This is a genomic window from Streptomyces sp. NPDC003635, from assembly GCF_053587635.1.
This window is the reverse complement of the sequence record NZ_JBSFOK010000019.1, coordinates 1-25,625: the sequence shown is the minus strand read 5'-3', so window position 1 is coordinate 25,625 and position 25,625 is coordinate 1. Positions and strand designations below refer to the sequence as shown.

Sequence of the window (25,625 nt, the reverse complement as noted above, 5' to 3'; positions counted from 1 at the left end):
CACGCGCGCGTAGGGGGCGATTCCGCCGTCGTACGACACTGGTGGCGTGATCCGTTACGACGCCCTGGACGCCCTTCCCGTACGCAGTGCCCTGCCCAGCCTGACCGAGGCCCTGGACGCTGACGGCACCGCTGTCCTGGTGGCGCCGCCGGGCACCGGCAAGACAACCCTCGTACCGCTGGCGTTGGCGGGCCTCCTGGGCGACGGCTCCGCGGCCGGGCGGGTCGTCGTCGCCGAGCCCCGCCGGATCGCCGCCCGCGCCGCCGCCCGGCGGATGGCGTGGCTGCTGGGCGAGAAGGTCGGCGAGAGCGTCGGCTACACCGTGCGCGGTGAGCGCGTGGTCGGACGGCACGCGCGCGTGGAGGTCGTCACGACGGGTGTGCTGCTGCAGCGACTGCAGCGCGACCAGGAGCTGGCGGGCGTGGACGCCGTCGTCCTGGACGAGTGCCACGAACGCCATCTGGACGCGGACACGGCGGCGGCCTTCCTGTGGGACGTACGGCAGGCGCTGCGCCCGGAGCTGCGGCTGCTGGCCGCGTCGGCGACGACGGACGCGGCGGGCTGGGCCCGGCTGCTGGGCGGCGCGCCGGTGGTCGAGGCGGAGGGCGTCTCGTATCCGGTGGAGACCGTCTGGGCACCGCCCGCACGACCGGTGCGGCCGCCGCACGGGATGCGGGTGGACCCGGCGCTGCTGACGCATGTGGCGGCCGTGGTGCGCAGGGCACTGACCGAGCGGGACGGGGACGTGCTCTGCTTCCTGCCGGGCGTGGGCGAGATCGCGCGGGTGGCGGGACAGCTGGGCGACCTGGGCGAGGTCGAGGTGCTCCAGGTGCACGGCAGGGCCCCGGCGGCGGTGCAGGACGCGGTGCTGTCTCCTTCCGCGGGCCGCCGCGTGGTCCTGGCGACCTCCGTGGCGGAGTCCTCCCTGACGGTCCCCGGAGTCCGGGTGGTCGTCGACTCGGGCCTCGCGCGCGAGCCACGCGTCGACCACGCGCGCGGGCTGAGCGCGCTGACGACGGTACGGGCGTCACAGGCGGCGGGACGCCAGCGGGCGGGCCGGGCCGGACGTGAGGCGCCGGGGACGGTGTACCGCTGCTGGACGGAGGCGGAGGACACCCGACTGCCGCGTTTCCCCTCCCCCGAGATCAAGGTGGCCGACCTGACGGCGTTCGCGCTCCAGGTGGCGTGCTGGGGCGACCCGTCGGCGGCCGGCCTGGCACTGCTGGACGCGCCACCGGCGGGGGCGATGGCGGCGGCGCGTGCCGCCTTGGCGGCGGTGGGGGCCGTGGACGCCCGGGGGCGGGCCACGGAGCGAGGGCTGCGGCTGGCCCGGCTCGGGGTGCACCCGCGGCTGGGAAGGGCGCTGCTGGACACGTCCGGGGCGGGTGCCGAGGTGGTCGCACTGCTGTCGGAGGAGGCGCCGCGGGAGTACGGCGACGACCTGGCGACGGCCTTGCGGGCGGCCCGGCACGGGGGTGACGCCTACGCGGGCCGGTGGCGCAGTGAGGTCCGGCGGCTGCGCGCCGCTGCCGACGATGCCCTCGGCCGAACTCCGCAGGACCGGCAACCGCGAACCGCCGCCGGGGAGGCTTCCCGCGCGTTCGGTCAGGCGGTGGGCGCCGGGGCCGGACCCGGCGCTCCCGCCCAGGAGGCGGCCCTGTCCGTCGACCGGCTCGCCGGAGTCGTCGCCGCGCTCGCCTTCCCCGAGCGCGTCGCCAGGCTCGACGGCGGCTCCTACCTCATGGCCTCCGGGACCCGGGCGGAACTGCGGGAGGGCTCACCCCTGCGCGGGACGCCCTGGCTGGCGGTCGCCGTGGCGGACCGTCCGGTCGGCAAGGGGCACGCGCGCGTGCAGCTCGCCGCGGTGGTGGACGAGGAGACGGCCCGGACGGCGGCGGCCCCCCTGTATCGCGAGGGCGAGGAGGTCCACTGGGCCGACGGCGACGTGGTCGCACGCCGGGTGGAGCGCCTCGGGGCGATCGAGCTGACGGCGCGCCCGCTGAAGAACCCCGGCGCCTCCCTCGTACGCGACGCACTGCTGGAAGGCCTGCGGCAGGAGGGGCTCGGTCTGCTGCGATGGTCGCCGGAGGCGGTCGTGCTGCGGCAGCGGCTGGCGTTTCTGCGACAGCGGGTCGGTGAGCCGTGGCCCGACGTGTCCGACTCCGCCCTGCACGCGCGCGTGGAGGAGTGGCTGGAGCCGGAGCTGAGCCGTTCCCGGCGGCGTGCCGACCTGGCCCGGATCGACGCGGGGTCGGGGCTCGGCCGCCTGCTGCCCTGGGCGTCGGGCGAGGCGGCGCGCCTGGACGAGCTGGCACCCGAACGGCTGCCCGTCCCGAGTGGGTCCAGGATCCGAATCGACTACACGAACCCCGACCAGCCGGTCCTGGCCGTGAAACTGCAGGAGATGTTCGGCCTGCACGAGTCCCCCACGGTGGCGGGGGTCCCGGTACTGGTCCACCTGCTGTCCCCCGCGGGCCGCCCCGCCGCCGTCACAGCCGACCTCGCCTCCTTCTGGAAGGACGGCTACAAGGGTGTGCGGGCCGAGCTGCGGGGGCGCTATCCCAAGCACCCGTGGCCGGAGGACCCGGCGAGCGCCGAGCCGACCCGGCACACGGCGGCTCGGGCCCGGCGCGAGGCCGGCGGCGCCTGAGGGAACCGCGGGGTCAGGCGTTCACCGGCTCCGCCGTCACGTCCTCGGCCGGGTCCGGGTCCGCCGGGTGGCGGCTTCTGGCCTCCAGGTAGAGGGCCAGGGACAGGAGCAGGATGCCGAGGCCCAGGAAGCTCCAGGGCAGGTACGACGTCAGCAGCGCGACCAGGGTGCGGTTGGACTTGACCAGGTCGACCGTGTGGTCGATGTAGTCCTCGCGCATCTTCACGTGGCCGGAGAAGGCCGTGACCTTGTCGCGGTCACCGAGCAGGGTGCCGCCTCGGAGTTCCTCCTTGTGGATCTCCTCGCCGTAGACGGGTGCGCCGGTCAGCGGCTCGACCCAGAACTTGCGGACCGTGGTGTACCAGCGGGTGGTGCCGGTCCGGTCGAGGGACTCCGCGGTCACGCCGCCCACGGGCAGCTTCTTGGGGTACGGCACCTTCGTCCACGGGATGGTCTGCTCGAAGTAGTAGACCTCGACACCGCGGAAGTCCTCGGTGCCCTTGTAGTGGATGGGCGCGGAGGTGCGGGTCTGGGCGTCGAAGTACTCGTAGGACCGTTTCTCCGTCAGGAAGGGCCACTTGAACTCGATGCCCTCGCGGCGCACGGGGTCGCCGTCGACCATCTCGCCGGTGGCGTGGACCGGTTCCTGGGTGTGGGCGTCGAAGATGTAGCGCTCGGGGATCTGGGAGACCATCTCGCCGTCGGGGCCCTGGACATAGGAGAGGCCGTCCCAGACGACCACGTCGCGGCCCGCCGTCTCCTCGATCTTCTCCGAGGCCTCCACGTTGCCCTTGAGGGTCTGCACGATGGTGACCTTGGAGACCTTCCGCGCCTTCATCGTGCCGTAGTCGAGGAGCGTGGCGTCCTTCGCCTCCAGGACCATGTCCTGGTACTGGTTCGCCGGGATCTTGGCCAGGCGCGGGAAGGCGTACCAGCGCAGCATCGGGGACAGCGTGGCGAAGAAGACGGCCAGGGCGAGCAGGATCAGACTGGCCTTGCGGCGCATCTCGGCCTCCCTCCCGGGCGGTTACGGGTGTGCGGGCACCGTCGTCAGCAGCGGCTTCGGGGAGGTCTCGCCCGTCGGCGAGCCCAGCGCGGTGATCGTGAACACCAGGGCCAGCGCGACCGCGAGACCGGTCGCGGCGGCGATCAGGGCGCGCATACGGCCTCCCGGGAGCCGGAGCTGAGACCTGATGCATCGTCAGGTCGTCGGCACCGTAGCAACGCGCGGGCGAGATGAGAACACGTCGCACACGACGACGGCGCCCCTCCGTCGGGAGGAGCGCCGCCTGGGTCGTGCGGGGTTACGCGCTGGGGCTCGTGGAGGGAGTCGGCGACGGCGACTCGGCCGCCGCCACCGTCAACTCGACCGTCAGCGTGGCTCCGCCCGCGGTGGTGACGCGGAGCAGGAACGTGCCGGTGGTGTCGTCGGCGTACAGCTTCGGCAGCTTCAACAGGCCGTCGGCGTCCGTCTTCAGTCCGGTCAGGGTGCGCACGGTCCTGCCGTCGGCGTCCTTGAAGTAGGGGCCCTTGTCGTTCTCGGCCGGGTCCTCGGCCGACTTGACGAGGGTGGCGGTGGCCGCGACGCCGTCGGCGACGGCGCCCTTGTAGGTGGCCTTCAGCTCCACCTGGCCGGCGAACTCGCCGCCAGGAGTGCAGGTCAGCGCCTGCTCACCGGTGCGGGCAAGGGCGTCGGCGGCGCGTTCGGTGACCGTTGCCGTGTAGTCGAGGCCGGTGATCGAGCGGCCCACGACGGTGGTACGGACGATGAAGTCGCCGGTCGCCTCGCCCGCCTGGAGCGCGGGGGCGACGGCGGTGCCGCTGCTGTTCGTGAGCGCGGTGGCGTACTTCTCGCCGCCGGTGAAGGTGGCGTCGGTGTCGCCGACGATGGTGAAGCGGATCCGCACCTTGCCGACGCCCTTGCCGGCCGAGGTCTCGGCCCGGGTGCTCACCTTCGCGTCGAACGCGTCGCCCGCCATCGCGGAGAGCTTCGCGGTACCCGCGTCCTCCAGGTGGTGCACCGTGTCGGTGGGCGTCTGAGGCGTCGGCGGCGGGGTCGTGGTGGGCGGCGGGGTCGTGGGCGGCTGCGAAGGCGGCGGCGTGGTGCCGCCGTTGCCCGGCGGACGGGTGCTCGGCGGTGGCGTCTGCTCGGGCCGCGGCGACGGCGAGACGCTCGCCCCGCCGTTGTCGCTGCGGTCGTCGGGGATGGTGCCGGTGCCGTCGGGGATCTCGTCGACGCCCTTGCGGTAGTGCTCCAGCCACGCCAGGACGGTGTTCAGGTAGTCCGTGGAGTTGTTGTAGCTCAGGATCGCGCTGCGCAGGTCGTCCGGGTCGGACATGTCCCAGTCGAAGCGGCACAGGTAGTGGCCCGCGGCGAGAGCGGCGTCGTAGACGTTGTTGGGGTCCTTCTCGCCGTCGTCGTTGCCGTCGCGGCCCGCCCACTTCCAGGTGGAGGGGATGAACTGCATGGGCCCCACGGCCCGGTCGTAGGAGCTGTCCCCGTCGTACGCGCCGCCGTCGGTGTCGCTGATGTTCGCGAAGCCGACGCCGTTGAGCTGCGGGCCGAGGATCGGGGAGGTCGTCGTGCCGTCGGCGTTCACCCGGCCACCGCGGGCGTGCCCGGACTCCACGTGGCCGATGGCCGCGAGCAGTTCCCAGGGCAGGTTGCAGCCGGGCTTGGCGTCCTGCAGTGACGCGGCGGCCTGCTGGTAGGCGTCCAGGACGGTCGCGGGGATGCCGGATTCGGAGTCGGTGCCGCCCGTCCCGCCGCCCGCGCTCGGCGAGGGCTTGGGGCTGTCGAGGGGCGGCAGGTCCGTGTAGTACGGCGAGTTGCCGGTCGCGCTCTCGGACGCGGCGGCGTCGGGTGAGGGCGTCGCGTCGGAGGTGGTCCGTCTGCCCTGGTCGTCGACCGTCACTCCGGGAGCCTGGGAGCCGGACAGCGCCGCGACCGCCAGTGCGGCCACGGCGGCGGTGGCCGCACCCTTGTACAGCCTCCTGCCGAATTGCGCCGACATAGAGTGAACCCCTCCCGTGGACGCCCCGAGCGCCCGTCTCTGACTGTCCCGTCGCCCTGTTGTGACGAACGACCCGCCGCGGGGGTTGCGCTCATGCGGCGTTCGGATGATCCGGCCGCGAGCCCGTCCGTATTTGTCCGCACGGTCGTCCTGTTTGTCCGTACGGCTTTCCCGGTCTGTCCGCCGGCCACGCTCCCCGCGCGCCGACCCAAGTGACCCTACGACAACTTCCGCGCCTCGGGCACCCGTTCACGTCCCATATTCACCAGTTGGCCATACGTGATACTGGGCGCGTCGATCAACTCCCCAGCGAGGAGCCGCGGTGCCGTTCACCCTGAGCCATGCGGCGGCGGTGCTGCCCGCCGTCCGCACCGACGGAACGGGCCGCGGCCCCCTGGTGCCGGCGGTCCTCGTGGCCGGGTCCTTCGCTCCCGATCTCACCTACTACGCGGCCAGTGCCGTCTCCGGCGCGATGGAGTTCGGCGACGTCACGCACTCCTTCGCGGGCGTGTTCACGGTGGACGTGCTCCTCGCCTGGGCGCTGGTGGGGCTGTGGCTGCTGGTGCGCGAGCCGTTGGTGGCGCTGCTGCCGCCGTCCCGGCAGCCCCGGCCGGCCGCGCTGCTGCGCTGCGGTGCGCCCCGCGCGCGGGTGCGCCCGGAGCTGCTCGCGCGGTGGTACGTCTCCGCCGTGCTCGGCTCGCTGACCCATGTCGTGTGGGACGCGTTCACGCATCTGGACCGGTGGGGGATGCGGCTGTTCCCCGTCCTCGGGGCGGAGATCGCCGGGTCGCCGCTGTACTGGTACCTCCAGTACGGCGGTTCCGCGGTGGCCGCGGCCGTCATCGCGGTGTTCGTGACGGCGGCGCTGCGGCGGGCGCCGGGCGACGTGCGGCCGGTCGCGGTCCCGGTGCTCTCGGTACGGGACCGGTGGGTGGCCGCGGTGGCGCTGCTCGGCTGCGCGGGGGTGTTCGCGCTGCTGCGGGCGGTGCGGTGGTGGTCCTACTGGGGGTCGCGTGCCAAGCCCTGGGAGCTGATCCCGACCCTGTGCTTCGGGGCGGGGGCCGGCCTCCTGGTGGGGGTGCTGGTGTACGCCCTCGGGGTCAGGGTGTGGCGTCCGGCTGCGGTGTCCGTCGGGGTCGGCGGATGAGCTCCGTCCACAGCAGGAGGGTGGCCAGGGTCGTCCTGACGTCGGTGGGGATGCGCGGGGTGCTCGCGGCGGGTGCCGTCCGGCGGTGGCGCAGGGGTTTGCGTATGCCCATGTCCGCATACTGGCGGCGCCCGGGGCCGGGGGGCGTCTTTACGGCGGCTAGGTGAGTGACGGACCCAGCCGCCTGCGGGTTGGTGGTGGGGCGCGGGGCGCGGGTTCCCCGCGCCCCTGGGACGTCGCCCCACCGGCCGCTCTAATGGGCCGCCGATTCCCAGTCCTGGCCCGAGCCCACCGAGACGCCCAGCGGGACGTCCAGAGTGACCGCGTTGGACATCTGCTCGCGGACGAGGGCCTCCGCCCGGTCGCGCTCGCCCGGGGCGATCTCCAGGACGACTTCGTCGTGGACCTGGAGGAGCATGCGGGACTTCAGGTCCGCCTCGCGGAGCGCCTCGTCGACCTTGAGCATGGCGATCTTGACGATGTCCGCCGCCGTGCCCTGGATCGGGGCGTTCAGCGCCATGCGCTCGGCCGCCTCGCGGCGCTGGCGGTTGTCGCTGTTGAGGTCGGGGAGGTAGCGGCGGCGGCCGAAGAGAGTCGCCGTGTAACCGGTCGCCCGCGCCTCGTCGACCGCGCGGCGCAGATAGTCCCGCACGCCGCCGAAGCGCTCGAAGTAGGCGTCCATCAGGGCACGGGCCTCACCCGCCTCGATGTTCAGCTGCTGGGAGAGGCCGAAGGCGGAGAGGCCGTACGCCAGGCCGTAGGACATGGCCTTGATCTTGCGGCGCATCTCCGCGTCCACCGCGCCGGGCTCGACGGCGAAGACCTGGGAGGCGGCCGTGGTGTGCAGGTCCTCCCCCGAGGTGAAGGCCTCGATCAGGCCTTCGTCGGCGGAGAGGTGGGCCATCACGCGCAGCTCGATCTGGCTGTAGTCGGCCGTCATGAGCGACTCGAAGCCCTCGCCGACCACGAACCCGCGGCGGATCGCCCGGCCCTCGTCGGTGCGGACCGGGATGTTCTGGAGGTTCGGGTCGGTCGAGGAGAGACGGCCCGTGGCGGCGACCGTCTGGTTGAAGGTGGTGTGGATCCGGCCGTCCGCCGCGATCGTCTTGATCAGGCCCTCGACCGTGACCCGCAGCTTCGCCTGCTCACGGTGGCGGAGCATGATCACCGGGAGTTCGTTCTCCGTCTGACCCGCGAGCCAGGCCAGGGCGTCGGCGTCGGTGGTGTAGCCGGTCTTGGTCTTCTTGGTCTTTGGCAGGCCCAGCTCACCGAAGAGGACCTCCTGGAGCTGCTTGGGCGAGCCGAGGTTGAACTCGTGCCCGGCCGCCGCGTGCGCCTCCTTCACGGCCTGCTGCACAGCGCCCGCGAACATCTGTTCCATGGCTTCCAGGTGCGCCCGGTCGGCGGCGATGCCGTGCCGCTCCATCCGGGCCAGCAGGGCGGAGGTGGGCAGCTCCATGTCGCGCAGCAGATCGGCGGCGCCGACCTCCTCCAGCCGGCCCTCGAAGGCCTCGCCCAGGTCGAGGACGGCGCGGGCCTGCACCATCAGCGCCTCGGCCTCGGCGCCGTCGTCCGCGCCGAAGGCGAGCTGGCCGTCGGCCGTGGCGGCGGGGGCCAGCTCGCGGTGGAGGTACTCCAGGGACAGCGCGTCCAGGTCGAAGGAGCGGCGGCCCGGCTTGACCAGGTAGGCGGCGAGGGCGGTGTCCATGGTGACGCCGTCCACGGTCCAGCCGTGCTCGGCGAAGACACGCATCGCGCCCTTGGCGTTGTGGAAGATCTTGGGGCGGCTCGGGTCGGCCAGCCAGCCGGCGAATGCCGTCTCGTCGGCCTCGTCCAGCTGGGACGGGTCGAACCAGGCCGCCGGGCCGCCCGCCGTGGCCAGCGCGACCTCGGCCACCGAGCCGGTGCCGAGCGCCCAGGTGTCGACGGTGGCGACCCCCAGGGGCGCGCCCTCGTGCTCGGCCAGCCACGGGGCCAGCTCGCCGGTGCCCAGCGCCTTGCCGTCCAGCGCCACGCCCTCGGCGACGACCGGGGTCTCCTCGGCCGCCTCGGCGCCCGGGTCCACGGCCAGCAGCCGCTCCCGCAGGGAGGGGTTACGGATCTCCAGGGTGTCCAGGACCATCGCGACGCCCTTGCGGTCGTACGGGGCCCGCTCCAGGTCGCTGACGGTCTTGGGCAGCTCGACGGTGCGCACCATCTCGGTCAGGCGGCGGTTGAGCTTGACCGCCTCCAGGTGGTCGCGGAGGTTCTGGCCCGCCTTGCCCTTGACCTCCTCGACGCGCTCCACCAGCTCCGCGAACGAGCCGAACTGGTTGATCCACTTCGCGGCGGTCTTCTCGCCCACGCCCGGGATGCCGGGCAGGTTGTCGGACGGGTCGCCGCGCAGGGCCGCGAAGTCGGGGTACTGCGCGGGCGTCAAGCCGTACTTCTCGAAGACCTTCTCCGGGGTGAACCGGGTCAGCTCCGAGACGCCCTTCGTCGGGTACAGCACGGTCGTGTGCTCGCTCACGAGCTGGAAGGAGTCCCGGTCGCCGGTGACGATCAGCACCTCGAAGCCCTCGGCCTCGGCCTGCGTGGCGAGGGTGGCGATCACGTCGTCGGCCTCGAAGCCGTCGATCGCGAAGCGGGAGACGTGCATCGCGTCCAGCAGTTCGCCGATCAGCTCGACCTGGCCCTTGAACTCGTCCGGGGTCTTGGAGCGGTTCGCCTTGTACTCCGTGAACTCCTCGGAGCGCCACGTCTTGCGGGACACGTCGAAGGCCACCGCGAAGTGCGTGGGCGACTCGTCGCGCAGGGTGTTGGCCAGCATCGACGCGAAGCCGTAGATCGCGTTCGTCGGCTGGCCCGTCGCGGTCGTGAAGTTCTCCGCGGGCAGCGCGAAGAACGCGCGGTAGGCCAGGGAATGCCCGTCCATGAGCATCAGCCGCGGACGGCCGCCGCCGGGGTTCGTTTCGGTCTTCTTCGATGCTGTCTCTGCCACGTCCCCGATCCTGCCACGCCGCACTGACAGTCGGGGCCCACCACCGTGGCGCGGGGGCCGGGCGGTACGCGCAAGCAATGCTCCCGGGCCGGGCCGAACCCCGGGCACGGGCGTTGTCACTGACACGTGCGAGGATCGGAGACGTACCTCACATACGCAGTCGTAAGGAGAGCGTGCGATGGCGACGAAGCCGCCCAAGGGCGATCCGGTTCAGGACGCGCCGCAGGTCGCCGAGCCGAAGCACGCGGCCGCCGGCCTGCCCGCCATCGGTCACACGCTGCGCGTCGCGCAAGCGCAGATGGGGGTCAAGCGGACCGCGCTGACACTGCTGCGCGTCAACCAGAAGGACGGCTTCGACTGCCCGGGCTGCGCCTGGCCGGAGCCGGAGCACCGGCACACCGCGGAGTTCTGTGAGAACGGCGCGAAGGCGGTCGCGGAGGAGGCCACCCTGCGCCGGGTGACCCCGGAGTTCTTCGCCGCGCACTCCGTCGCCGACCTGGCGACCCGCAGCGGGTACTGGCTGGGCCAGCAGGGGCGGCTGACCCACCCCATGTACCTCCCCGAGGGCGGCGACCACTACGAGCCCGTCACCTGGGAGCGCGCCTTCGACATCGTCGCCGAGGAGCTGGCGGCGCTCGCCTCCCCCGACGAGGCCCTCTTCTACACCTCCGGCCGCACCAGCAACGAGGCGGCGTTCCTCTATCAGCTGTTCGCCCGCGAGTTCGGCACCAACAACCTGCCGGACTGCTCGAACATGTGCCACGAGTCGTCGGGCTCCGCGCTGAGCGAGACCATCGGTATCGGCAAGGGCAGTGTCCTGCTGGAGGACCTCTACCGGGCCGACCTGATCATCGTCGCCGGCCAGAACCCGGGCACGAACCACCCGCGGATGCTGTCCGCGCTGGAGAAGGCCAAGGCCAACGGCGCCAAGGTGATCACCGTCAATCCGCTGCCCGAGGCCGGGATGGAGCGGTTCAAGAACCCGCAGACCCCGCAGGGCATGCTCAAGGGCGCCGCGCTCACCGATCTGTTCCTGCAGATCCGCATCGGCGGCGACCAGGCGCTGTTCCGGCTGCTGAACAAGCTGGTCCTCGAGACCGAGGGCGCGGTCGACGAGGAGTTCGTCCGCGAACACACCCACGGTTACGAGGAGTTCGCCGCCGCCGCGCGGGCCGCCGACTGGGACGAGACGCTCACCGCGACCGGGCTGACCCAGGAGGAGATCGAGCGGGCGCTCGGGATGATCCTCGCCTCCGAGCGCACGATCGTCTGCTGGGCGATGGGCCTCACCCAGCACAAGCACGCCGTGTCGACCATCCGCGAGGTGGTCAACTTCCTTCTCCTTCGCGGCAACATCGGGCGTCCGGGCGCGGGCGTGTGCCCGGTGCGCGGCCACTCCAATGTGCAGGGCGATCGCACCATGGGCATCTTCGAGCGGCCCGCGCCCGCCTTCCTCGACGCCCTGGAGAAGGAGTTCGGGTTCGCGCCGCCCCGGGAGCACGGCTACGACGTCGTACGGGCCATCCGCGCGATGCGGGACGACAAGGCGAAGGTGTTCTTCGCGATGGGCGGCAACTTCGTGTCCGCGTCGCCGGACACCGAGGTGACCGAGGCGGCGATGCGGCGGGCGCGGCTGACCGTGCACGTGTCGACCAAGCTGAACCGTTCACACGCGGTCACGGGCGCGCGGGCGCTGATCCTGCCGACGCTGGGACGCACCGAGCGTGACCTTCAGGGCAGCGGCGAGCAGTTCGTGACCGTCGAGGACTCCATGGGCATGGTGCACGCCTCGCGCGGGCGCCTCGAACCGGCGAGCGCGCACCTGCTGTCCGAGCCGGCGATCGTGTGCCGGCTGGCGCGGCGGGTGCTCGGTGAGGGCAGCCGGGTGCCGTGGGAGGAGTTCGAGAAGGACTACGCGACCGTCCGGGACCGTATCGCGCGGGTGATCCCCGGATTCGAGGACTTCAACGCGCGCGTGGCCCAGCCGGGCGGGTTCGCCCTGCCGCACGCTCCGCGCGACGAGCGGCGGTTCCCGACGGCGACCGGCAAGGCCAACTTCACGGCTGCGCCGGTGGAGTATCCGGAGCTGCCCGAGGGGCGGCTGCTGCTGCAGACGCTGCGCTCGCACGACCAGTACAACACCACGATCTACGGCCTCGACGACCGTTACCGGGGGATCAGGAACGGGCGGCGCGTGGTGCTGGTGAACCCCGAGGACGCGCGGGGTCTCGGGGTCGCGGACGGGTCGTACGTCGATCTGGTGAGCGAGTGGAGGGACGGGGTGGAGCGGCGGGCGCCCGGGTTCCGGGTCGTGGTCTACCCCACGGCCCGGGGGTGTGCGGCGGCGTACTACCCGGAGACCAACGTGCTGGTGCCGCTGGACTCCACCGCGGACACCAGCAACACCCCGGCCAGCAAGTCCGTCGTGGTGCGTCTGGAACAATCGGCGACCGACTGAGCGTTTGCTCAGGTGCCGGATCCCGCGGACGCTGGACCGGATCGTCGACGAACGGAGTCTGGCCCCATGGGCGAGCAGCAGCAGGTGAGGTTCCCGCAAGAGGTCATCGACGAGTACGCGGCGCTCGGGGTGGATCTGCCGGCGCTGTTCTCGGCCGGGCACCTGGGGACGCGGATGGGCGTGCAGATCCTGGAGGCGTCGGCGGAGCAGGTCGTCGGGACGATGCCGGTGGAGGGGAACACCCAGCCCTACGGGTTGCTGCACGGGGGCGCGTCCGCGGTGCTGGCGGAGACTCTGGGGTCCGTGGGGTCGATGTTGCACGGGGGGTCCTCCAAGATCGCCGTGGGCGTCGACCTGAACTGCACGCACCATCGTGGGGTCCGGTCGGGACTGGTCACGGGGGTCGCGACGCCCGTCCACCGGGGGCGCTCCACCGCGACGTACGAGATCGTGATCAGTGACGAGGAGGGGAAGCGGGTGTGCACCGCTCGGCTGACCTGCCTGCTGCGGGACGTGCGACCCGGGGACGGCGCACCCGTGGGTGCCTGACCCCGCGCCGACGCTGAGGGGTGGGACGCGCGGCCCCGCGCCGACGGGGTGCCGTCTCCCCCCTCCCGCAGTACCGTTCCCCCATGACCGGCACCGGTCCCGTCGAACCCGTCAACTCCCCCGATTCCGATGCGAGTTACGAGGTCATCGGGGTCGATCCACCGCGCCTCACCGCACGCGTCTCCCCCCGCGCCCGCGCCACCGCGCTCGTCGTCGCGCTCACCGCCCTCGCCACGGCCGGCGCCCTCCTCCTCACCCCCGACGATGCCGGCCGACCCGAGATCGTCGATCAAGCTCCCTGGCCCGCCAACGTCACCACATGGGACTATCTCGGAGCCGCGCGAAACCCCAACTACCCCACCACCAGCGGGAGTTTCCGCTTCGACGTCTCCGTCGCCCGAGGCTCCGACGTCACCGTGCGGGTCATCGGCGCCGCCTTCGCCGGGCTGCGCGCCCGCAGCACCCCCCGCCCCGAGTTCACCGTCCCGGACGGCACAACCAGGCGTATCTCCGTGGAAATTTCCGTATCCGACTGTTCGGAACTGCCCCTGAATGCGGACCTTCCCTTTCTCGACGTAACACTCCGTAACGCTCGCGCAATACAGCACCACAGCTTCATCTTCGGTGGCGCGTTCTCGCGGGACCTTTCCGATCTTCTTCGCGCGGCCTGCGACCCCATACCCGCCCGACCAGGCTCATGGCCAACCGGAAGTGCGGGTTCTCAAAATGCGGACTGAGTGGAAATTCCGCCAAACCGGCTGAGAGCGCCCCTCCCCCCGCCCCGCCCTCCACCACGTCATAACAAGAAAGTCACAAGGAAGCTCGGCCCGATGCCCATCCGCACATACCGGGCTTAGAGTCACGGCCAGTCACCGCTCCATCGGGAGTTCGGTACCAGCGCGGCACCTGCCGCCCCCAACAAGGGCGGGCGTGACTGCGGAAAGGACTGATTGTGCGACGTTCCTTGGTGATACTTACCTCCGTCCTTGCGACCGGAGCTCTGACGCTCACCGCCTGCGGCTCCCGAGACGACAGCGGTGACGGGGACAACAGTGGCGGCGGCGACACCACCACGCTGACCATCGGCGTGGACGCCCCGCTGTCCGGTGAGAACTCCACCACCGGTCTCGGCATCCAGTACGGCGCCCAGATCGCCGTCGACGACGCCAACAAGAACAAGCTCGTCCCGGGCGTGACCTTCAAGCTGAAGGCCTACGACGACAAGGCGCAGCCGGCCACCGGCCAGTCGAACGCCACCGCGATCACCGGCGACAAGACCGCCGTCGGCGCCGTCGGCCCGCTGAACTCCGGCGTCGCCCAGACGATGCAGCAGGTCTTCGCCTCGGCGAAGATGGTCCAGATCTCCCCGTCCAACACCAACCCCGAGCTCACCCAGGGCAAGGACTGGCAGGGCGAGAAGAAGCGGCCGTTCGACACCTACTTCCGCACGGCCACCACGGACGAGCTCCAGGGCAGCTTCGCCGCGGACTACGCCTACAACGGTCTCAAGAAGAAGAGCGTCTTCGTCGTCGACGACAAGCAGACCTACGGCGCCGGCCTGGCGAAGATCTTCAGCGAGCAGTTCAAGAAGCTCGGTGGCAAGGTCGTCGAGACGGACCACGTCAACACCGGTGACAAGGACTTCGGTTCCCTCGTCACCAAGATCAAGAACTCCAAGGCCGACATCCTCTACTACGGCGGCCAGTACGACGAGTCCGCGCTGCTCACCAAGCAGATGAAGGACGGCGGCGTCAACATCCCGCTGTTCGGCGGTGACGGCATGTTCGCCTCGACCTACATCGAGGCCGGCGGCAAGCCCACCGAGGGCGACCTGGCCACCGCGATCGGTGTCCCCGCCGACACCCTGCCCGCCGCCAAGACCTTCATCGAGACCTACAAGTCCAAGGGCTACAAGGGTGACTACGGCGCCTACGGCGCGTACTCCTACGACGCCACCACGGCGATCATCAAGGCCGTGAAGGCGGTCGTGGACGCCAACGACGGCAAGGTCCCGAGCGACATCAACGACCTGCGTGCCAAGGTCGTCGAAGAGGTCCAGAAGTCGGACTTCGAGGGCCTCACCGGCAAGGTCGCGTTCGACGAGTACGGCGACACCACCAACAAGCAGCTGACCGTCTACCAGGTCGAAAAGGGTGCGTGGAAGGCAGTCAAGACCGGCACCGCCGACCTCGGCTGACCCAGGCAGCCCATCAGCAACGCGGGCCGCGCGGGAGGGGACCCCGACCGCGCGGCCCGTTCTCACACCCAGACCCCGCACAGTTCAGTGCACCCACGACCTTGCACGCGACCAGTGCACACGACATCCAGCGACATGGAGGCCATGCGGTGAACACCCTGCCGCAGCAGCTGGCCAACGGGCTGCTTCTAGGCTCGATGTACGGGCTGATCGCCATCGGCTACACGATGGTGTACGGCATCGTCCAGCTCATCAACTTCGCGCACGGCGAGATCTTCATGACCGGGGCCTTCGGCGCCTTCACGGTCTACTTCTACATCCTTCCCGACGGCACCTCGATGGCCGTCGCCGTCCCGCTCATGCTGATAGGCGGCGGCCTGGTCGCCATCCTCATCGCCGTCGGGGCGGAACGGTTCGCCTACCGACCATTGCGCGGAGCACCACGACTGGCACCGCTCATCACCGCGATCGGCCTCTCCCTGGCCCTCCAGGAAGTCGTCCGCAACTTCTACCCCGGCGCCGACCGCGCCATCGCCTTCCCGGGTCTTGACGCCACCCACGAGATCGGCTCCATCACCATCAAGGACGCCGACATCTTCCTGATCCTCTCCGCGATCGTGTGCATGGCCGCGCTGGCGTACTTCGTCCGCAAGTCCCGCACCGGCCGCGCCATGCAGGCCACCGCGCAGGACCCGGACACCGCCCAGCTCATGGGCATCGACACCAACCGGATCATCGTGATCGCCTTCGCGATCGGCGGTTTCTTCGCCGCGGTCGCCGCCGTCGCCTACGGCCTGAAGTACGGCAACATCGACTACCGCATGGGCTTCCTGATGGGCCTGAAGGCCTTCACCGCGGCCGTCCTCGGCGGCATCGGCAACATCTACGGCGCCATGCTCGGCGGACTGGTCCTCGGCATCGCCGAGACCCTCGCCTCCGCCTACATCGACGAGATCCCCGGCATGCAGCAGCTGGGCGGCCAGAGCTGGGCCAACGTCTGGGCCTTCTGCCTCCTCATCCTCGTGCTCCTGGTCAGGCCACAGGGTCTGCTCGGCGAACGCGTCGCGGACAGGGCGTGATCACGTGACCGAGATCGACAAGACCACCCCGGACACCCCGGCGGCCACGAAGACCCCGGCCGCCCGCGGCCTGCTGTCCCTGCCGCTCTCCGCGGCCCGCGCCCTCCTCCTCGGCGGCGGCATCGCCACCGCGGCCTCCGCCTTCCTCGCCTGGACCTGGACCTCCGAGTTCCCCGGCGACCTCACGATCAACGGCTACCCCGGCGGCCTCCAGTGGCTGACCTTCATCGCCGGACTGCTCACCGCACTGTTCGCGCTGTCGTCCTACGGCATCCGCGGCCTCGGCTGGCTCCTGCCCGCGAAGAACAACGCCCCGCTGGTGCTCGTGGCACTCGGCGGGTTCGCCACCACCTGGTTCACCGTCATCTCCATCTGCGTGGAGCTGGGCGGCATCGTGAACCTGGAGCCCGGCGGCTACCTCGCGGCCATCGCCTCCCTGCTGCCCCTGCTCGGCGCCCTCGCCCTGCCCGAGCAGCTCGGCGACGACCTCAAGGAGAACCTGAAGGCCTACGTCGCCAAGCCCGACCGGATCCCCGCCGCCAAGAGCCTCGCCCCCTGGATCGAGCGGGCCATCATCACCGTCGTCACGGCGATCGGCCTGGCCGTCTTCACCTACGGCATCGACACCGAATACGGCGAGCTGTTCGTCGGCTACCTGATCCTGATCACCTTCTCGCTGTGGGCCCTGCACACCGCGGGACTGATGGACACCTTCTCCCGGATCGTCGCCCACAACCGCAGCTTCACGCTGGCCATGGGCTTCGTCGCGGCCATCGCGTTCCCCTTCACCCAGACCGATGACCACTACGCCAACATCGGCGTGAACATCCTGATCTTCGGTACGGTCGCCCTCGGCCTGAACATCGTCGTCGGCCTCGCCGGCCTCCTGGACCTCGGCTACGTCGCCTTCCTCGGCGTCGGCGCCTACACCGCGGCCCTCGTCTCCGGCTCCGAGTTCTCCCGCTTCTCCGGCGTCCAGTTCCCCTTCTGGGCCTCGGCCCTGACCGGCGCCGCCGCCTCACTGCTGTTCGGTGTCCTCATCGGCGCCCCGACCCTGCGACTGCGCGGCGACTACCTCGCCATCGTCACCCTCGGCTTCGGTGAGATCTTCCGCATCGCCGTCAACAACATGGACGGCGACTCCGGCCCCGACATCACCAACGGCCCCAACGGCATCCCGTCCATCCCGGACCTGAGCTTCTTCGGGTTCAACCTGGGCGAGTCGCACGACATCGGCGGCTTCACCCTCGGCCGGTTCGCCAACTACTACCTGCTGATGGTCCTGATCATGGCCATCGTGGTCCTCGTCTACACCCGCGCCGCGGACTCCCGCATCGGCCGCTCCTGGATCGCCATCCGGGAGGACGAGACCGCCGCCACCGCCATGGGCATCAACGGCTTCCGCGTCAAGCTCGTCGCCTTCGCCCTCGGCGCCGCCCTCGCGGGCCTCGCCGGCACCGTCAGCGCCCACGTCACCTACTCCGTGGTGCCGACGCCGTACCAGTTCGCCGGATCCACCCCGCCCAACTCGGCCTTCCTGCTGGCGGCCGTCGTCCTCGGCGGCATGGGCACCGTCGCCGGCCCGCTGCTCGGCGCCGCGCTGCTCTACCTGCTCCCGGAGAAGCTCAACTTCCTCCAGGACAAGTCCCTGCTGGCCTTCGGCATCGCGCTGGTCCTGCTGATGCGCTTCCGCCCGGAAGGCATCATCGCCAACCGCCGCCAGCAGCTCGAGTTCCACGAGACCGGGCAACTCGACGTACCACAACAAGCGACGCTGACCGACGAACCGGCCGTCACCAAGGCAGGGGCGTAACGAACCATGACGACACCTGTACTCGAAGCCCGCGGCGTCACCATGCGCTTCGGCGGCCTGACCGCCGTCCGCTCGGTGGACTTCACGGTCAACGCCGGCGAGATCGTCGGCCTGATCGGCCCCAACGGCGCCGGCAAGACCACCTTCTTCAACTGCCTCACGGGCCTGTACGTCCCCACCGAGGGCACGGTCTCGTACAAGGGCACGGTGCTGCCGCCCAAGCCGCACCTCGTGACGAAGGCCGGCATCGCCCGGACGTTCCAGAACATCCGGCTCTTCGCCAACATGACCGTCCTGGAGAACGTCCTCGTCGGCCGCCACACGCGGACCAAGGAGGGCCTGTGGTCGGCGCTGCTGCGCGGCCCCGGCTTCAAGAAGGCCGAAGCCGCCAGCGAGGAACGGGCCATGGAACTCCTGGAGTTCATCGGCCTCGCCCACAAGCGCGACCACCTCGCCCGTAACCTCCCCTACGGCGAGCAGCGCAAGCTGGAGATCGCCCGCGCCCTCGCCTCCGACCCCGGCCTGCTGCTGCTGGACGAGCCGACGGCCGGCATGAACCCGCAGGAGACGCGGGCCACGGAGGAACTCGTCTTCGCCATCCGCGACCAGGGCATCGCCGTCCTGCTCATCGAGCACGACATGCGCTTCGTGTTCAACCTGAGCGACCGCGTCGCCGTCCTGGTCCAGGGCGAGAAGCTCGTCGAGGGGACCTCCGAGGTCGTCCAGGCCGACGAGCGCGTCATCGCCGCCTACCTCGGCGAGCCCTTCGAGGGCGACCCGGGCGAGGCGGAGGCCGCCGAGGTCGAGGCCGCCGAGGCCGCGGTCGACGCGACCAGCACCACCAGCACCAAGGGAGACGCCCAGTGACCGCACTGCTCGAGGTCGAGGACCTCAGGGTCGCCTACGGCAAGATCGAGGCCGTCAAGGGCATCTCCTTCAGCGTCGAGGCCGGCCAGGTCGTGACCCTCATCGGCACCAACGGCGCCGGCAAGACCACGACCCTGCGCACCCTGTCCGGGCTCCTCAAGCCCACCTCCGGGAAGATCATCTTCGACGGCAAGCCGCTCACCGGCGTCGCCGCCCACAAGATCGTCGCGCTGGGCCTGGCCCACTCCCCCGAGGGCCGGCACATCTTCCCGCGCCTGACCATCTTCGAGAACCTCCAGCTCGGCGCCTTCCTCCGGAAGGACAAGGAGGGCATCGAGAAGGACATCCAGAAGGCGTACGACCTGTTCCCCATCCTCGGAGAGCGCCGCAACCAGGCGGCGGGCACCCTCTCCGGCGGTGAGCAGCAGATGCTGGCGATGGGCCGCGCCCTGATGTCCCAGCCGAAGCTGCTGATGCTCGACGAACCCTCGATGGGTCTGTCGCCGATCATGATGCAGAAGATCATGGCGACGATCTCCGAGCTGAAGTCGCAGGGCACCACTATCCTGCTGGTCGAGCAGAACGCCCAGGCGGCGCTCTCGCTCGCCGACCAGGGCCATGTGATGGAGGTCGGCAACATCGTCCTGTCCGGCACCGGCCAGGACCTGCTCCACGACGAGTCGGTCCGCAAGGCCTACCTCGGCGAGGACTGATCCCCTACGACGGAGGCCCGCGTCCCCAGCCGGGGACGCGGGCCTTCGCCGTACGCACGGCCAGGGCTAGGCCTTGCCGGCCTTCTTCTCCTCGGCGTCCTGGATGACGGCCTCGGCGACCTGCTGCATCGACATCCGCCGGTCCATCGAGGTCTTCTGGATCCACCGGAAGGCGGCCGGCTCGGTCAGCCCGTACTCGGTCTGCAGAACGGACTTCGCCCGGTCGACGAGCTTGCGCGTCTCGAGCCGCAGGGTGAGGTCGGCGACCTCCTTCTCCAGCTCCTTCAGCTCGGTGAACCGGGAGACGGCCATCTCGATGGCGGGCACGACGTCGCTCTTGCTGAACGGCTTGACCAAGTACGCCATCGCACCGGCGTCCCGGGCCCGCTCCACCAGATCCCGCTGCGAGAAGGCGGTGAGCATGAGCACCGGGGCGATGCTCTCCTCGGCAATCTTCTCGGCGGCGGAGATGCCGTCGAGCTTGGGCATCTTCACGTCGAGGATGACGAGGTCCGGCTTGTGCTCCCGGGCCAGCTCGATGGCCTGCTCGCCGTCACCGGCCTCCCCGACGACGGAATACCCCTCTTCTTCGAGCATCTCTTTGAGGTCGAGCCGAATCAACGCCTCGTCCTCGGCGATGACGACACGGGTCGTCAGCGGAGGCACGTGCGACTTGTCGTCGTCGGGCGCGTCTACGGGCTGGGGCGACTCGGGGGCGGTCACGGGGGCTCCTCGTTCAGGGGCAGGGGTGCTGCTCCCAAGAGCCTACCTAGCTACGGTATGGTGGACGCGCGGAGGGTCGGGGGAAACCTTTGATTCTTCGAGCCCCGGTAGCCCAATTGGCAGCAGGCAACGGATTCAAAACCCGTACAGTGTCGGTTCGAGTCCGACCCGGGGCACTTTTCCTGCGATTCCAAGGTCGAGCTTCAAATGCGGATGTCCACGTTCTCGTGAACATCCGCTTTTTGCTGCGTGTCGCCGCGATCACTCTCCCAGGGTGTTCACATGTACGACGTCAGCACACGCAAGCGGGCCCTCATGTTGGTCGCACAAGGACGCAGCCTGAATTCGGTCAGTCGAGTGACCGGCATCTCCCGAGCCGCAATCCGCTCCTGGCAACAGCGTCTTGAGCCCTTGCCTCGCATCGCGCCGCAAGACCCAGGACCCCCCGCCGACGAGAGCTCGTACTCCTACCTACTGGGCCTCTACCTCGGAGACGGTTGCATCAGTGCTCACCCTCGCGGCACCGGGTACTACCTCCGCATCGCGTGCGCCGACGCGTGGCCCGGCCTCATCCAGCAGTGCCGCGAGGCGATCACGAAAGTGCGCCCCGGTATCGGCGTGTACTTGATCCAGAAGGAGGGCTGCACGACGGTTACCAGCTACTCCCCATACTGGCCCCGCATCTTCCCTCAGCACGGCCCCGGCAAGAAGCACGAGCGCACCATCACCCTCGAACCCTGGCAGCAGGAGATCGTCGAGACCCACCCCTGGGAGTTCATCCGCGGTCTCGTCCACTCCGACGGCTGCCGCGTCACCAACTGGACGACACGTCTCGTCCGTGGTGAGTGGAAGCGCTACGAATACCCCCGGTACTTCTTCACCAACCTGTCGAGCGACATCATCGGGCTGTTCACCGAGGCACTGGATCGCGTCGGTGTCGAATGGCGCCGTGCGAACAGCCGCAACATCTCCGTCGCCCGCAAGGCCTCCGTAGCCCTCATGGACGCGCACGTGGGCCCCAAGTACTGAACCCCGCGTCTACTTCGGGCTGTCGTCCTCGCCGATGTGATGGACGCGGACCAGGTTCGTGGAGCCCGAGACGCCGGGCGGGGAGCCGGCGGTGATGATGACCGTGTCGCCCTTCTGGCAGCGGCCGTACTTCAGGAGCAGCTCGTCGACCTGGTTCACCATCGCGTCCGTCGACTCCACACGCGGTCCCAGGAACGTCTCCACACCCCACGTCAACGTCAGCTGCGAGCGCGTGGCCGGGTCCGGGGTGAAGGCCAGGAGTGGGATCGGGGAGCGGTAGCGGCTCAGGCGGCGGGCCGTGTCCCCGGACTGGGTGAAGGCGACCAGGTACTTGGCGCCCAGGAAGTCGCCCATCTCGGCGGCGGCGCGGGCGACCGCTCCGCCCTGGGTGCGGGGCTTGTTGCGGTCCGTCAGCGGTGGCAGGCCCTTCGACAGGAGGTCCTCCTCCGCCGCCGCCACGATCTTCGCCATCGTCCGTACCGTCTCGATGGCGTACTTGCCCACGCTCGTCTCGCCGGACAGCATCACGGCGTCGGTGCCGTCGATGACCGCGTTGGCCACGTCCGAGGCCTCCGCGCGGGTCGGCCGGGCGTTGTCGATCATCGAGTCGAGCATCTGGGTCGCCACGATGACCGGCTTGGCGTTGCGCTTGGCCAGTTTGATCGCGCGCTTCTGGACGATCGGGACCTGTTCCAGGGGCATCTCCACACCCAGGTCGCCCCGGGCCACCATGATGCCGTCGAAGGCCGCGACGATGTCGTCGATCGCCTCCACCGCCTGCGGCTTCTCCACCTTGGCGATGACCGGGAGCCGGCGGCCCTCCTCGTCCATGATGCGGTGGACGTCCTCGACGTCGCGGCCGGACCGGACGAAGGACAGCGCGATGACGTCGAAGCCGGTGCGCAGGGCCCAGCGGAGGTCCGCCTCGTCCTTCTCCGACAGGGCCGGGACCGAGACGGCGACGCCGGGCAGGTTCAGGCCCTTGTGGTCGGAGACCATGCCGCCTTCGACGACCGTCGTGCGGACGCGGGGGCCGTCGACCTCCGTCACCTCCAGGCAGACCCTGCCGTCGTCGACGAGGATGCGCTCGCCCGGGGTGACGTCGCCGGCGAGGCCGGAGTAGGTGGTGCCGCACTGGTCCCGGTTGCCCTCGGCGCCCCGCTCCACGGTGATGGTGAAGGCGTCGCCGCGTTCAAGGAGTACCGGTCCTTCGGTGAAGCGGCCGAGGCGGATCTTCGGGCCTTGAAGGTCGGCGAGCAGGCCGACGCTGCGGCCGATCTCGTCGGAGGCCTTGCGTACGCGCTGGTAGCGCTCCTCGTGTTCGGCGTGTCCGCCGTGGCTGAGGTTGAATCGGGCCACGTCCATTCCGGCCTCGACCAGTTCCTTGATCTGGTCGTACGAGTCGGTGGCGGGGCCCAGGGTGCAGACGATTTTCGCTCGGCGCATGTTTCGAGCCTATGGCTTACCGACGGGTAGTGAATTGGCCCCGCATGACCAACCAACAACCTTTGCGTGAAGGGCTATTGACAAGTGTTGAATTGTGCGGGTGGCCGCTCTGATGAGCGAATTCGATTCTCCTGACGCGTCCTCGATGCGGAGAAATGAACTACAGCCTCGGCGGCCGCATGGTGAATCGCGCGATGACCTCCGCATAGACGTGCTGGCGCTGCGGTTCGAGGTCGAGCGCGGCTACCGTGTCCTCGGCGGCCTCCGCGTAGGCGATGGACCGCATCCGCGCCCCCGCGGCCATCGGTCGCGGTCCGCCGTCCTCGGCGCCGATGTCGGCGAGTTCCACCAGTGCCGCGAGTGTGGTGTCCAGCGCCTCGGCGTACTCGCGGGCCCGCTGGACCGCTTCCCGGACGGCCTGTTCGCGGGCCCGGCGATGGGCGGGTGAGTCGGGGCGCAGGTCCCACCAGGGGCCGTCGACGCGGGTGAGCTCCAAGTCGGCGAGGCGGGTGGCGAGTTCGCCGAGGGCGGTGAAGTCGGTGAGCTCGGCGGTGAGATGGACGGTGCCGTGGTAGGTGCGGACGCGTTCGCCGCGGCCGTGCTTGGTCAGTTCGGGTCGGACGGAGAAGGCGCCGGTCTCCACCCGCTCGACCGCGTCGCCGTAGGACTTGACCAGTTCCAGGGCGGTGGCGTTGCGCCGGGCGAGGTCGTCCAGGGCGGAGCGGCGGTCCTTGCCGCGGGCGGCGACGGTGATGCCGAGGCGGCCGATCTCGGGGTCGACTTCGAGGTGGGCCTCGCCGCGTACGGCGATCCGCGGGGCGTCGGGGGTGCCGTAGGGAAGCGAGGGTGCGGGAGGCGTGGTCATACGCCCCACTGTGTCACCGCTTGGCCGGGTGCGGACAGCCAACTCACAGGCCAGGTCACCAGATCGCAACCTCACGGATCTGTTCCCGGTCGCCGTGCACGGGTCAGAATCTACGCGCGTCGGTCCGCCTCCACGTACGGGATCTACGCGCGTCATGGACCATCCCGAGGAGAACCGCGACATGCCCCTGAACCGTCGGAAGTTCCTGAAGAAGTCGGCCGTCACCGGAGCGGGGGTCGCGCTGGCCGGTGCCGCCGCGGCGCCCGCGGCCGAGGCCGCCGAGGCGAAGAAGGGGCCGAAGCCCGTCAAGCGGTACTCCCTGACGGTCATGGGCACGACCGACCTGCACGGCAACATCTTCAACTGGGACTACTTCAAGGACGCGGAGTACACCGACGCCAAGGGCAACGCGAAGGGCCTGGCCCGGATCGCCACCCTGGTCGAGCAGGTCCGCGAGGAGAAGGGCCGCCACAACACGCTGCTGCTGGACGCGGGTGACACGATCCAGGGCACCCCGCTGACGTACTACTACGCCAAGGTCGAGCCGATCACCGCCGAGGGCGGCCCGGTGCACCCGATGGCGCAGGCGATGAACGCCATCGGCTACGACGCGGTGGCGCTCGGCAACCACGAGTTCAACTACGGCATCGAGACGCTGCGGAAGTTCGAGGAGCAGTGCGACTTCCCGCTGCTCGGTGCCAACGCGCTGGACGCGAAGACGATGAAGCCGGCCTTTCCGCCGTACTTCATCAAGAAGTTCCACGTGAAGGGCGCGCCGCCGGTCAAGGTCGCGGTGCTCGGGCTCACCAACCCCGGTATCGCGATCTGGGACAAGGCCTACGTCCAGGGCAAGCTGACCTTCCCGGGTCTGGAGGAGCAGGCGGCGAAGTGGGTGCCGAAGCTGCGGTCGATGGGCGCGGACGTGGTGGTCGTCTCCGCCCACTCCGGCTCCTCGGGCACCTCGTCCTACGGCGACCAGCTGCCGTACATCGAGAACTCGGCCGCGCTGGTCGCGCAGCAGGTTCCGGGCATCGACGCGATCCTGGTCGGACACGCGCACACCGAGATCGTCGAGCTGAAGGTGACGAACGAGCAGACTGGCAAGACGGTCGTGCTCTCGGAGCCGCTCTGCTACGCGCAGCGCCTGTCGCTGTTCGACATCGAGCTGGTCTTCGCGAAGGGCCGCTGGACGGTGGAGTCGGTCTCGGCGAGCGTGCGCGACTCCAGGACGGTCGCCGACGACCCGGAGATCACCAGGCTGCTCGACGACGAGCACGACAAGGTCGTGGCGTACGTCAACCAGGTCGTCGGCACCGCGACCGAGACGCTGACGACGGTGGACGCCCGGTACAAGGACGCCCCGATCATCGACCTGATCACCAAGGTCCAGGAGGACGTGGTGAAGGCGGCGCTGGCGGGCACGGAGTACGCCTCGCTGCCGGTCATCGCGCAGGCCTCGCCGTTCTCGCGGACCTCGGAGATCCCGGCGGGCGAGGTGACCATCCGGGACCTGTCGAGCCTGTACGTGTACGACAACACGCTGGTCGCCAAATTGGTGACGGGCGCGCAGATCAAGGCGTACCTGGAGTACTCGGCGCAGTACTTCGTGCAGACGGCGGCCGGTGCGGCCGTGGACGTGGAGAAGCTGACGAACGCGGGCGGCCGCCCGGACTACAACTACGACTACGTGTCGGGTCTGTCGTACGACATCGACATCGCCCAGGCGGCGGGGTCGCGGATCAGGAACCTGACCTACGGCGGCGCCGCGCTGGACGACGCCCAGCAGTTCGTGTTCGCGGTGAACAACTACCGGGCCAACGGCGGCGGTGCCTTCCCGCATGTCGCCTCGGCGCAGGAGCTGTGGTCGGAGTCGACGGAGATCCGCACCCGGATCGCCGAGTGGGTCACCGCGAAGGGCGTGCTGGACCCGAAGGACTTCGCGTCCGTGGACTGGAGGCTCACGCGGGACGGCACGCCCGTGTTCTAGGACCGGCCTAGTACCGCGTCAGGCAACGTTTGCCCGTCAAGGAGCGGCGTCCGGTGCGTGCTCTCGGCGTGCCGGGTGCAAGCCCTCGTACTGGATGTACTTGGGCTT

19 protein-coding genes and 1 tRNA gene are annotated in these 25,625 nt (G+C 70.2%); 13 read left to right on the top strand and 7 right to left on the bottom strand.

Translation table 11 applies throughout. From position 1 onward, the window contains the following. Positions 1-46 precede the first annotated feature (46 nt). Positions 47-2,650, top strand: coding sequence for an ATP-dependent helicase HrpB (gene hrpB / locus ACWDRW_RS19400; protein WP_451724698.1), 2,604 nt, complete (start codon positions 47-49; stop codon positions 2,648-2,650). A 13-nt stretch (positions 2,651-2,663) separates the two neighbouring features. Here hrpB and ACWDRW_RS19395 read toward each other — a convergent pair whose 3' ends face one another. The 3 genes from ACWDRW_RS19395 to ACWDRW_RS19385 form a co-directional block, all read right to left on the bottom strand. Then, the gene (locus ACWDRW_RS19395) at positions 2,664-3,656 is read right to left on the bottom strand and encodes a DUF3068 domain-containing protein (RefSeq protein ID WP_451724696.1); all 993 of its coding nucleotides are present in this window, start codon (positions 3,654-3,656) and stop codon (positions 2,664-2,666) included. Positions 3,657-3,677: 21 nt separating this feature from the next. Continuing rightward, positions 3,678-3,812, bottom strand: coding sequence for an SPW_0924 family protein (locus ACWDRW_RS19390; RefSeq protein ID WP_451724694.1), 135 nt, complete (start codon positions 3,810-3,812; stop codon positions 3,678-3,680). A 142-nt stretch (positions 3,813-3,954) separates the two neighbouring features. Then, positions 3,955-5,664 carry a lytic transglycosylase domain-containing protein gene (locus tag ACWDRW_RS19385; RefSeq protein ID WP_451724693.1) on the bottom strand — a complete coding sequence of 570 codons (1,710 nt, stop codon included), beginning with the start codon at positions 5,662-5,664 and terminating at the stop codon, positions 3,955-3,957. 322 nt (positions 5,665-5,986) lie between these two features. On the opposite strand from ACWDRW_RS19385, the gene ACWDRW_RS19380 reads away from it, so the two are divergent. After that, entirely contained in the window at positions 5,987-6,811 is an 825-nt protein-coding gene (locus ACWDRW_RS19380; protein ID WP_451724691.1) for a DUF4184 family protein, read from the top strand. A 253-nt stretch (positions 6,812-7,064) separates the two neighbouring features. On the opposite strand, the gene polA is transcribed toward ACWDRW_RS19380, so the two are convergent. Then, on the bottom strand, positions 7,065-9,791 hold the full coding sequence (gene polA, locus ACWDRW_RS19375) for a DNA polymerase I (RefSeq protein ID WP_451724689.1): 2,727 nt from the start codon (positions 9,789-9,791) through the stop codon (positions 7,065-7,067). 178 nt (positions 9,792-9,969) lie between these two features. Here polA and ACWDRW_RS19370 point away from each other — a divergent pair, with 178 nt between their 5' ends. The 8 genes from ACWDRW_RS19370 to ACWDRW_RS19335 all read left to right on the top strand — a co-directional run bounded on the left by ACWDRW_RS19370 (position 9,970) and on the right by ACWDRW_RS19335 (position 19,467). Further along, a complete protein-coding gene (locus ACWDRW_RS19370; protein WP_451724688.1) occupies positions 9,970-12,249 on the top strand; it encodes an FdhF/YdeP family oxidoreductase in 2,280 nt (759 codons plus the stop codon). Between the two features lie 66 nt (positions 12,250-12,315). Beyond that, positions 12,316-12,798, top strand: coding sequence for a hotdog fold thioesterase (locus ACWDRW_RS19365; RefSeq protein WP_451724686.1), 483 nt, complete (start codon positions 12,316-12,318; stop codon positions 12,796-12,798). An 83-nt stretch (positions 12,799-12,881) separates the two neighbouring features. Beyond that, positions 12,882-13,535, top strand: coding sequence for a hypothetical protein (locus ACWDRW_RS19360; RefSeq protein ID WP_451724685.1), 654 nt, complete (start codon positions 12,882-12,884; stop codon positions 13,533-13,535). A gap of 227 nt (positions 13,536-13,762) precedes the next feature. Next, entirely contained in the window at positions 13,763-14,995 is a 1,233-nt protein-coding gene (locus ACWDRW_RS19355; protein WP_451724684.1) for a branched-chain amino acid ABC transporter substrate-binding protein, read from the top strand. A gap of 149 nt (positions 14,996-15,144) precedes the next feature. Beyond that, positions 15,145-16,074 carry a branched-chain amino acid ABC transporter permease gene (locus ACWDRW_RS19350; RefSeq protein ID WP_451724683.1) on the top strand — a complete coding sequence of 310 codons (930 nt, stop codon included), beginning with the start codon at positions 15,145-15,147 and terminating at the stop codon, positions 16,072-16,074. Positions 16,075-16,078: 4 nt separating this feature from the next. Continuing rightward, on the top strand, positions 16,079-17,887 hold the full coding sequence (locus ACWDRW_RS19345; RefSeq protein WP_451724682.1) for a branched-chain amino acid ABC transporter permease: 1,809 nt from the start codon (positions 16,079-16,081) through the stop codon (positions 17,885-17,887). A 6-nt stretch (positions 17,888-17,893) separates the two neighbouring features. Further along, a complete protein-coding gene (locus tag ACWDRW_RS19340) occupies positions 17,894-18,754 on the top strand; it encodes an ABC transporter ATP-binding protein (RefSeq protein ID WP_451724680.1) in 861 nt (286 codons plus the stop codon). Next, positions 18,751-19,467, top strand: a complete 717-nt coding sequence (locus ACWDRW_RS19335; protein ID WP_451724679.1) for an ABC transporter ATP-binding protein — start codon at positions 18,751-18,753, stop codon at positions 19,465-19,467. The genes ACWDRW_RS19340 and ACWDRW_RS19335 overlap by 4 nt, the downstream gene beginning before the upstream one ends. Before the next feature lie 66 nt (positions 19,468-19,533). Here the strand turns inward: ACWDRW_RS19335 and ACWDRW_RS19330 are convergent, their stop codons facing one another. Then, positions 19,534-20,190 carry an ANTAR domain-containing response regulator gene (locus ACWDRW_RS19330; RefSeq protein ID WP_451724677.1) on the bottom strand — a complete coding sequence of 219 codons (657 nt, stop codon included), beginning with the start codon at positions 20,188-20,190 and terminating at the stop codon, positions 19,534-19,536. Between the two features lie 101 nt (positions 20,191-20,291). On the opposite strand from ACWDRW_RS19330, the gene ACWDRW_RS19325 reads away from it, so the two are divergent. Both ACWDRW_RS19325 and ACWDRW_RS19320 read left to right on the top strand, forming a co-directional pair. Further along, a tRNA-Leu gene (locus tag ACWDRW_RS19325) sits at positions 20,292-20,366 on the top strand. A gap of 106 nt (positions 20,367-20,472) precedes the next feature. After that, positions 20,473-21,219 carry a helix-turn-helix domain-containing protein gene (locus tag ACWDRW_RS19320; protein WP_451724675.1) on the top strand — a complete coding sequence of 249 codons (747 nt, stop codon included), beginning with the start codon at positions 20,473-20,475 and terminating at the stop codon, positions 21,217-21,219. Positions 21,220-21,228: 9 nt separating this feature from the next. Here the strand turns inward: ACWDRW_RS19320 and pyk are convergent, their stop codons facing one another. Beyond that, positions 21,229-22,665 carry a pyruvate kinase gene (pyk, locus tag ACWDRW_RS19315; protein WP_451724674.1) on the bottom strand — a complete coding sequence of 479 codons (1,437 nt, stop codon included), beginning with the start codon at positions 22,663-22,665 and terminating at the stop codon, positions 21,229-21,231. Positions 22,666-22,825: 160 nt separating this feature from the next. Further along, a complete protein-coding gene (locus ACWDRW_RS19310) occupies positions 22,826-23,530 on the bottom strand; it encodes an SIMPL domain-containing protein (RefSeq protein ID WP_451724671.1) in 705 nt (234 codons plus the stop codon). A 181-nt stretch (positions 23,531-23,711) separates the two neighbouring features. On the opposite strand from ACWDRW_RS19310, the gene ACWDRW_RS19305 reads away from it, so the two are divergent. Then, positions 23,712-25,517, top strand: coding sequence for a bifunctional metallophosphatase/5'-nucleotidase (locus ACWDRW_RS19305; RefSeq protein WP_451724670.1), 1,806 nt, complete (start codon positions 23,712-23,714; stop codon positions 25,515-25,517). Positions 25,518-25,625 lie beyond the last annotated feature (108 nt).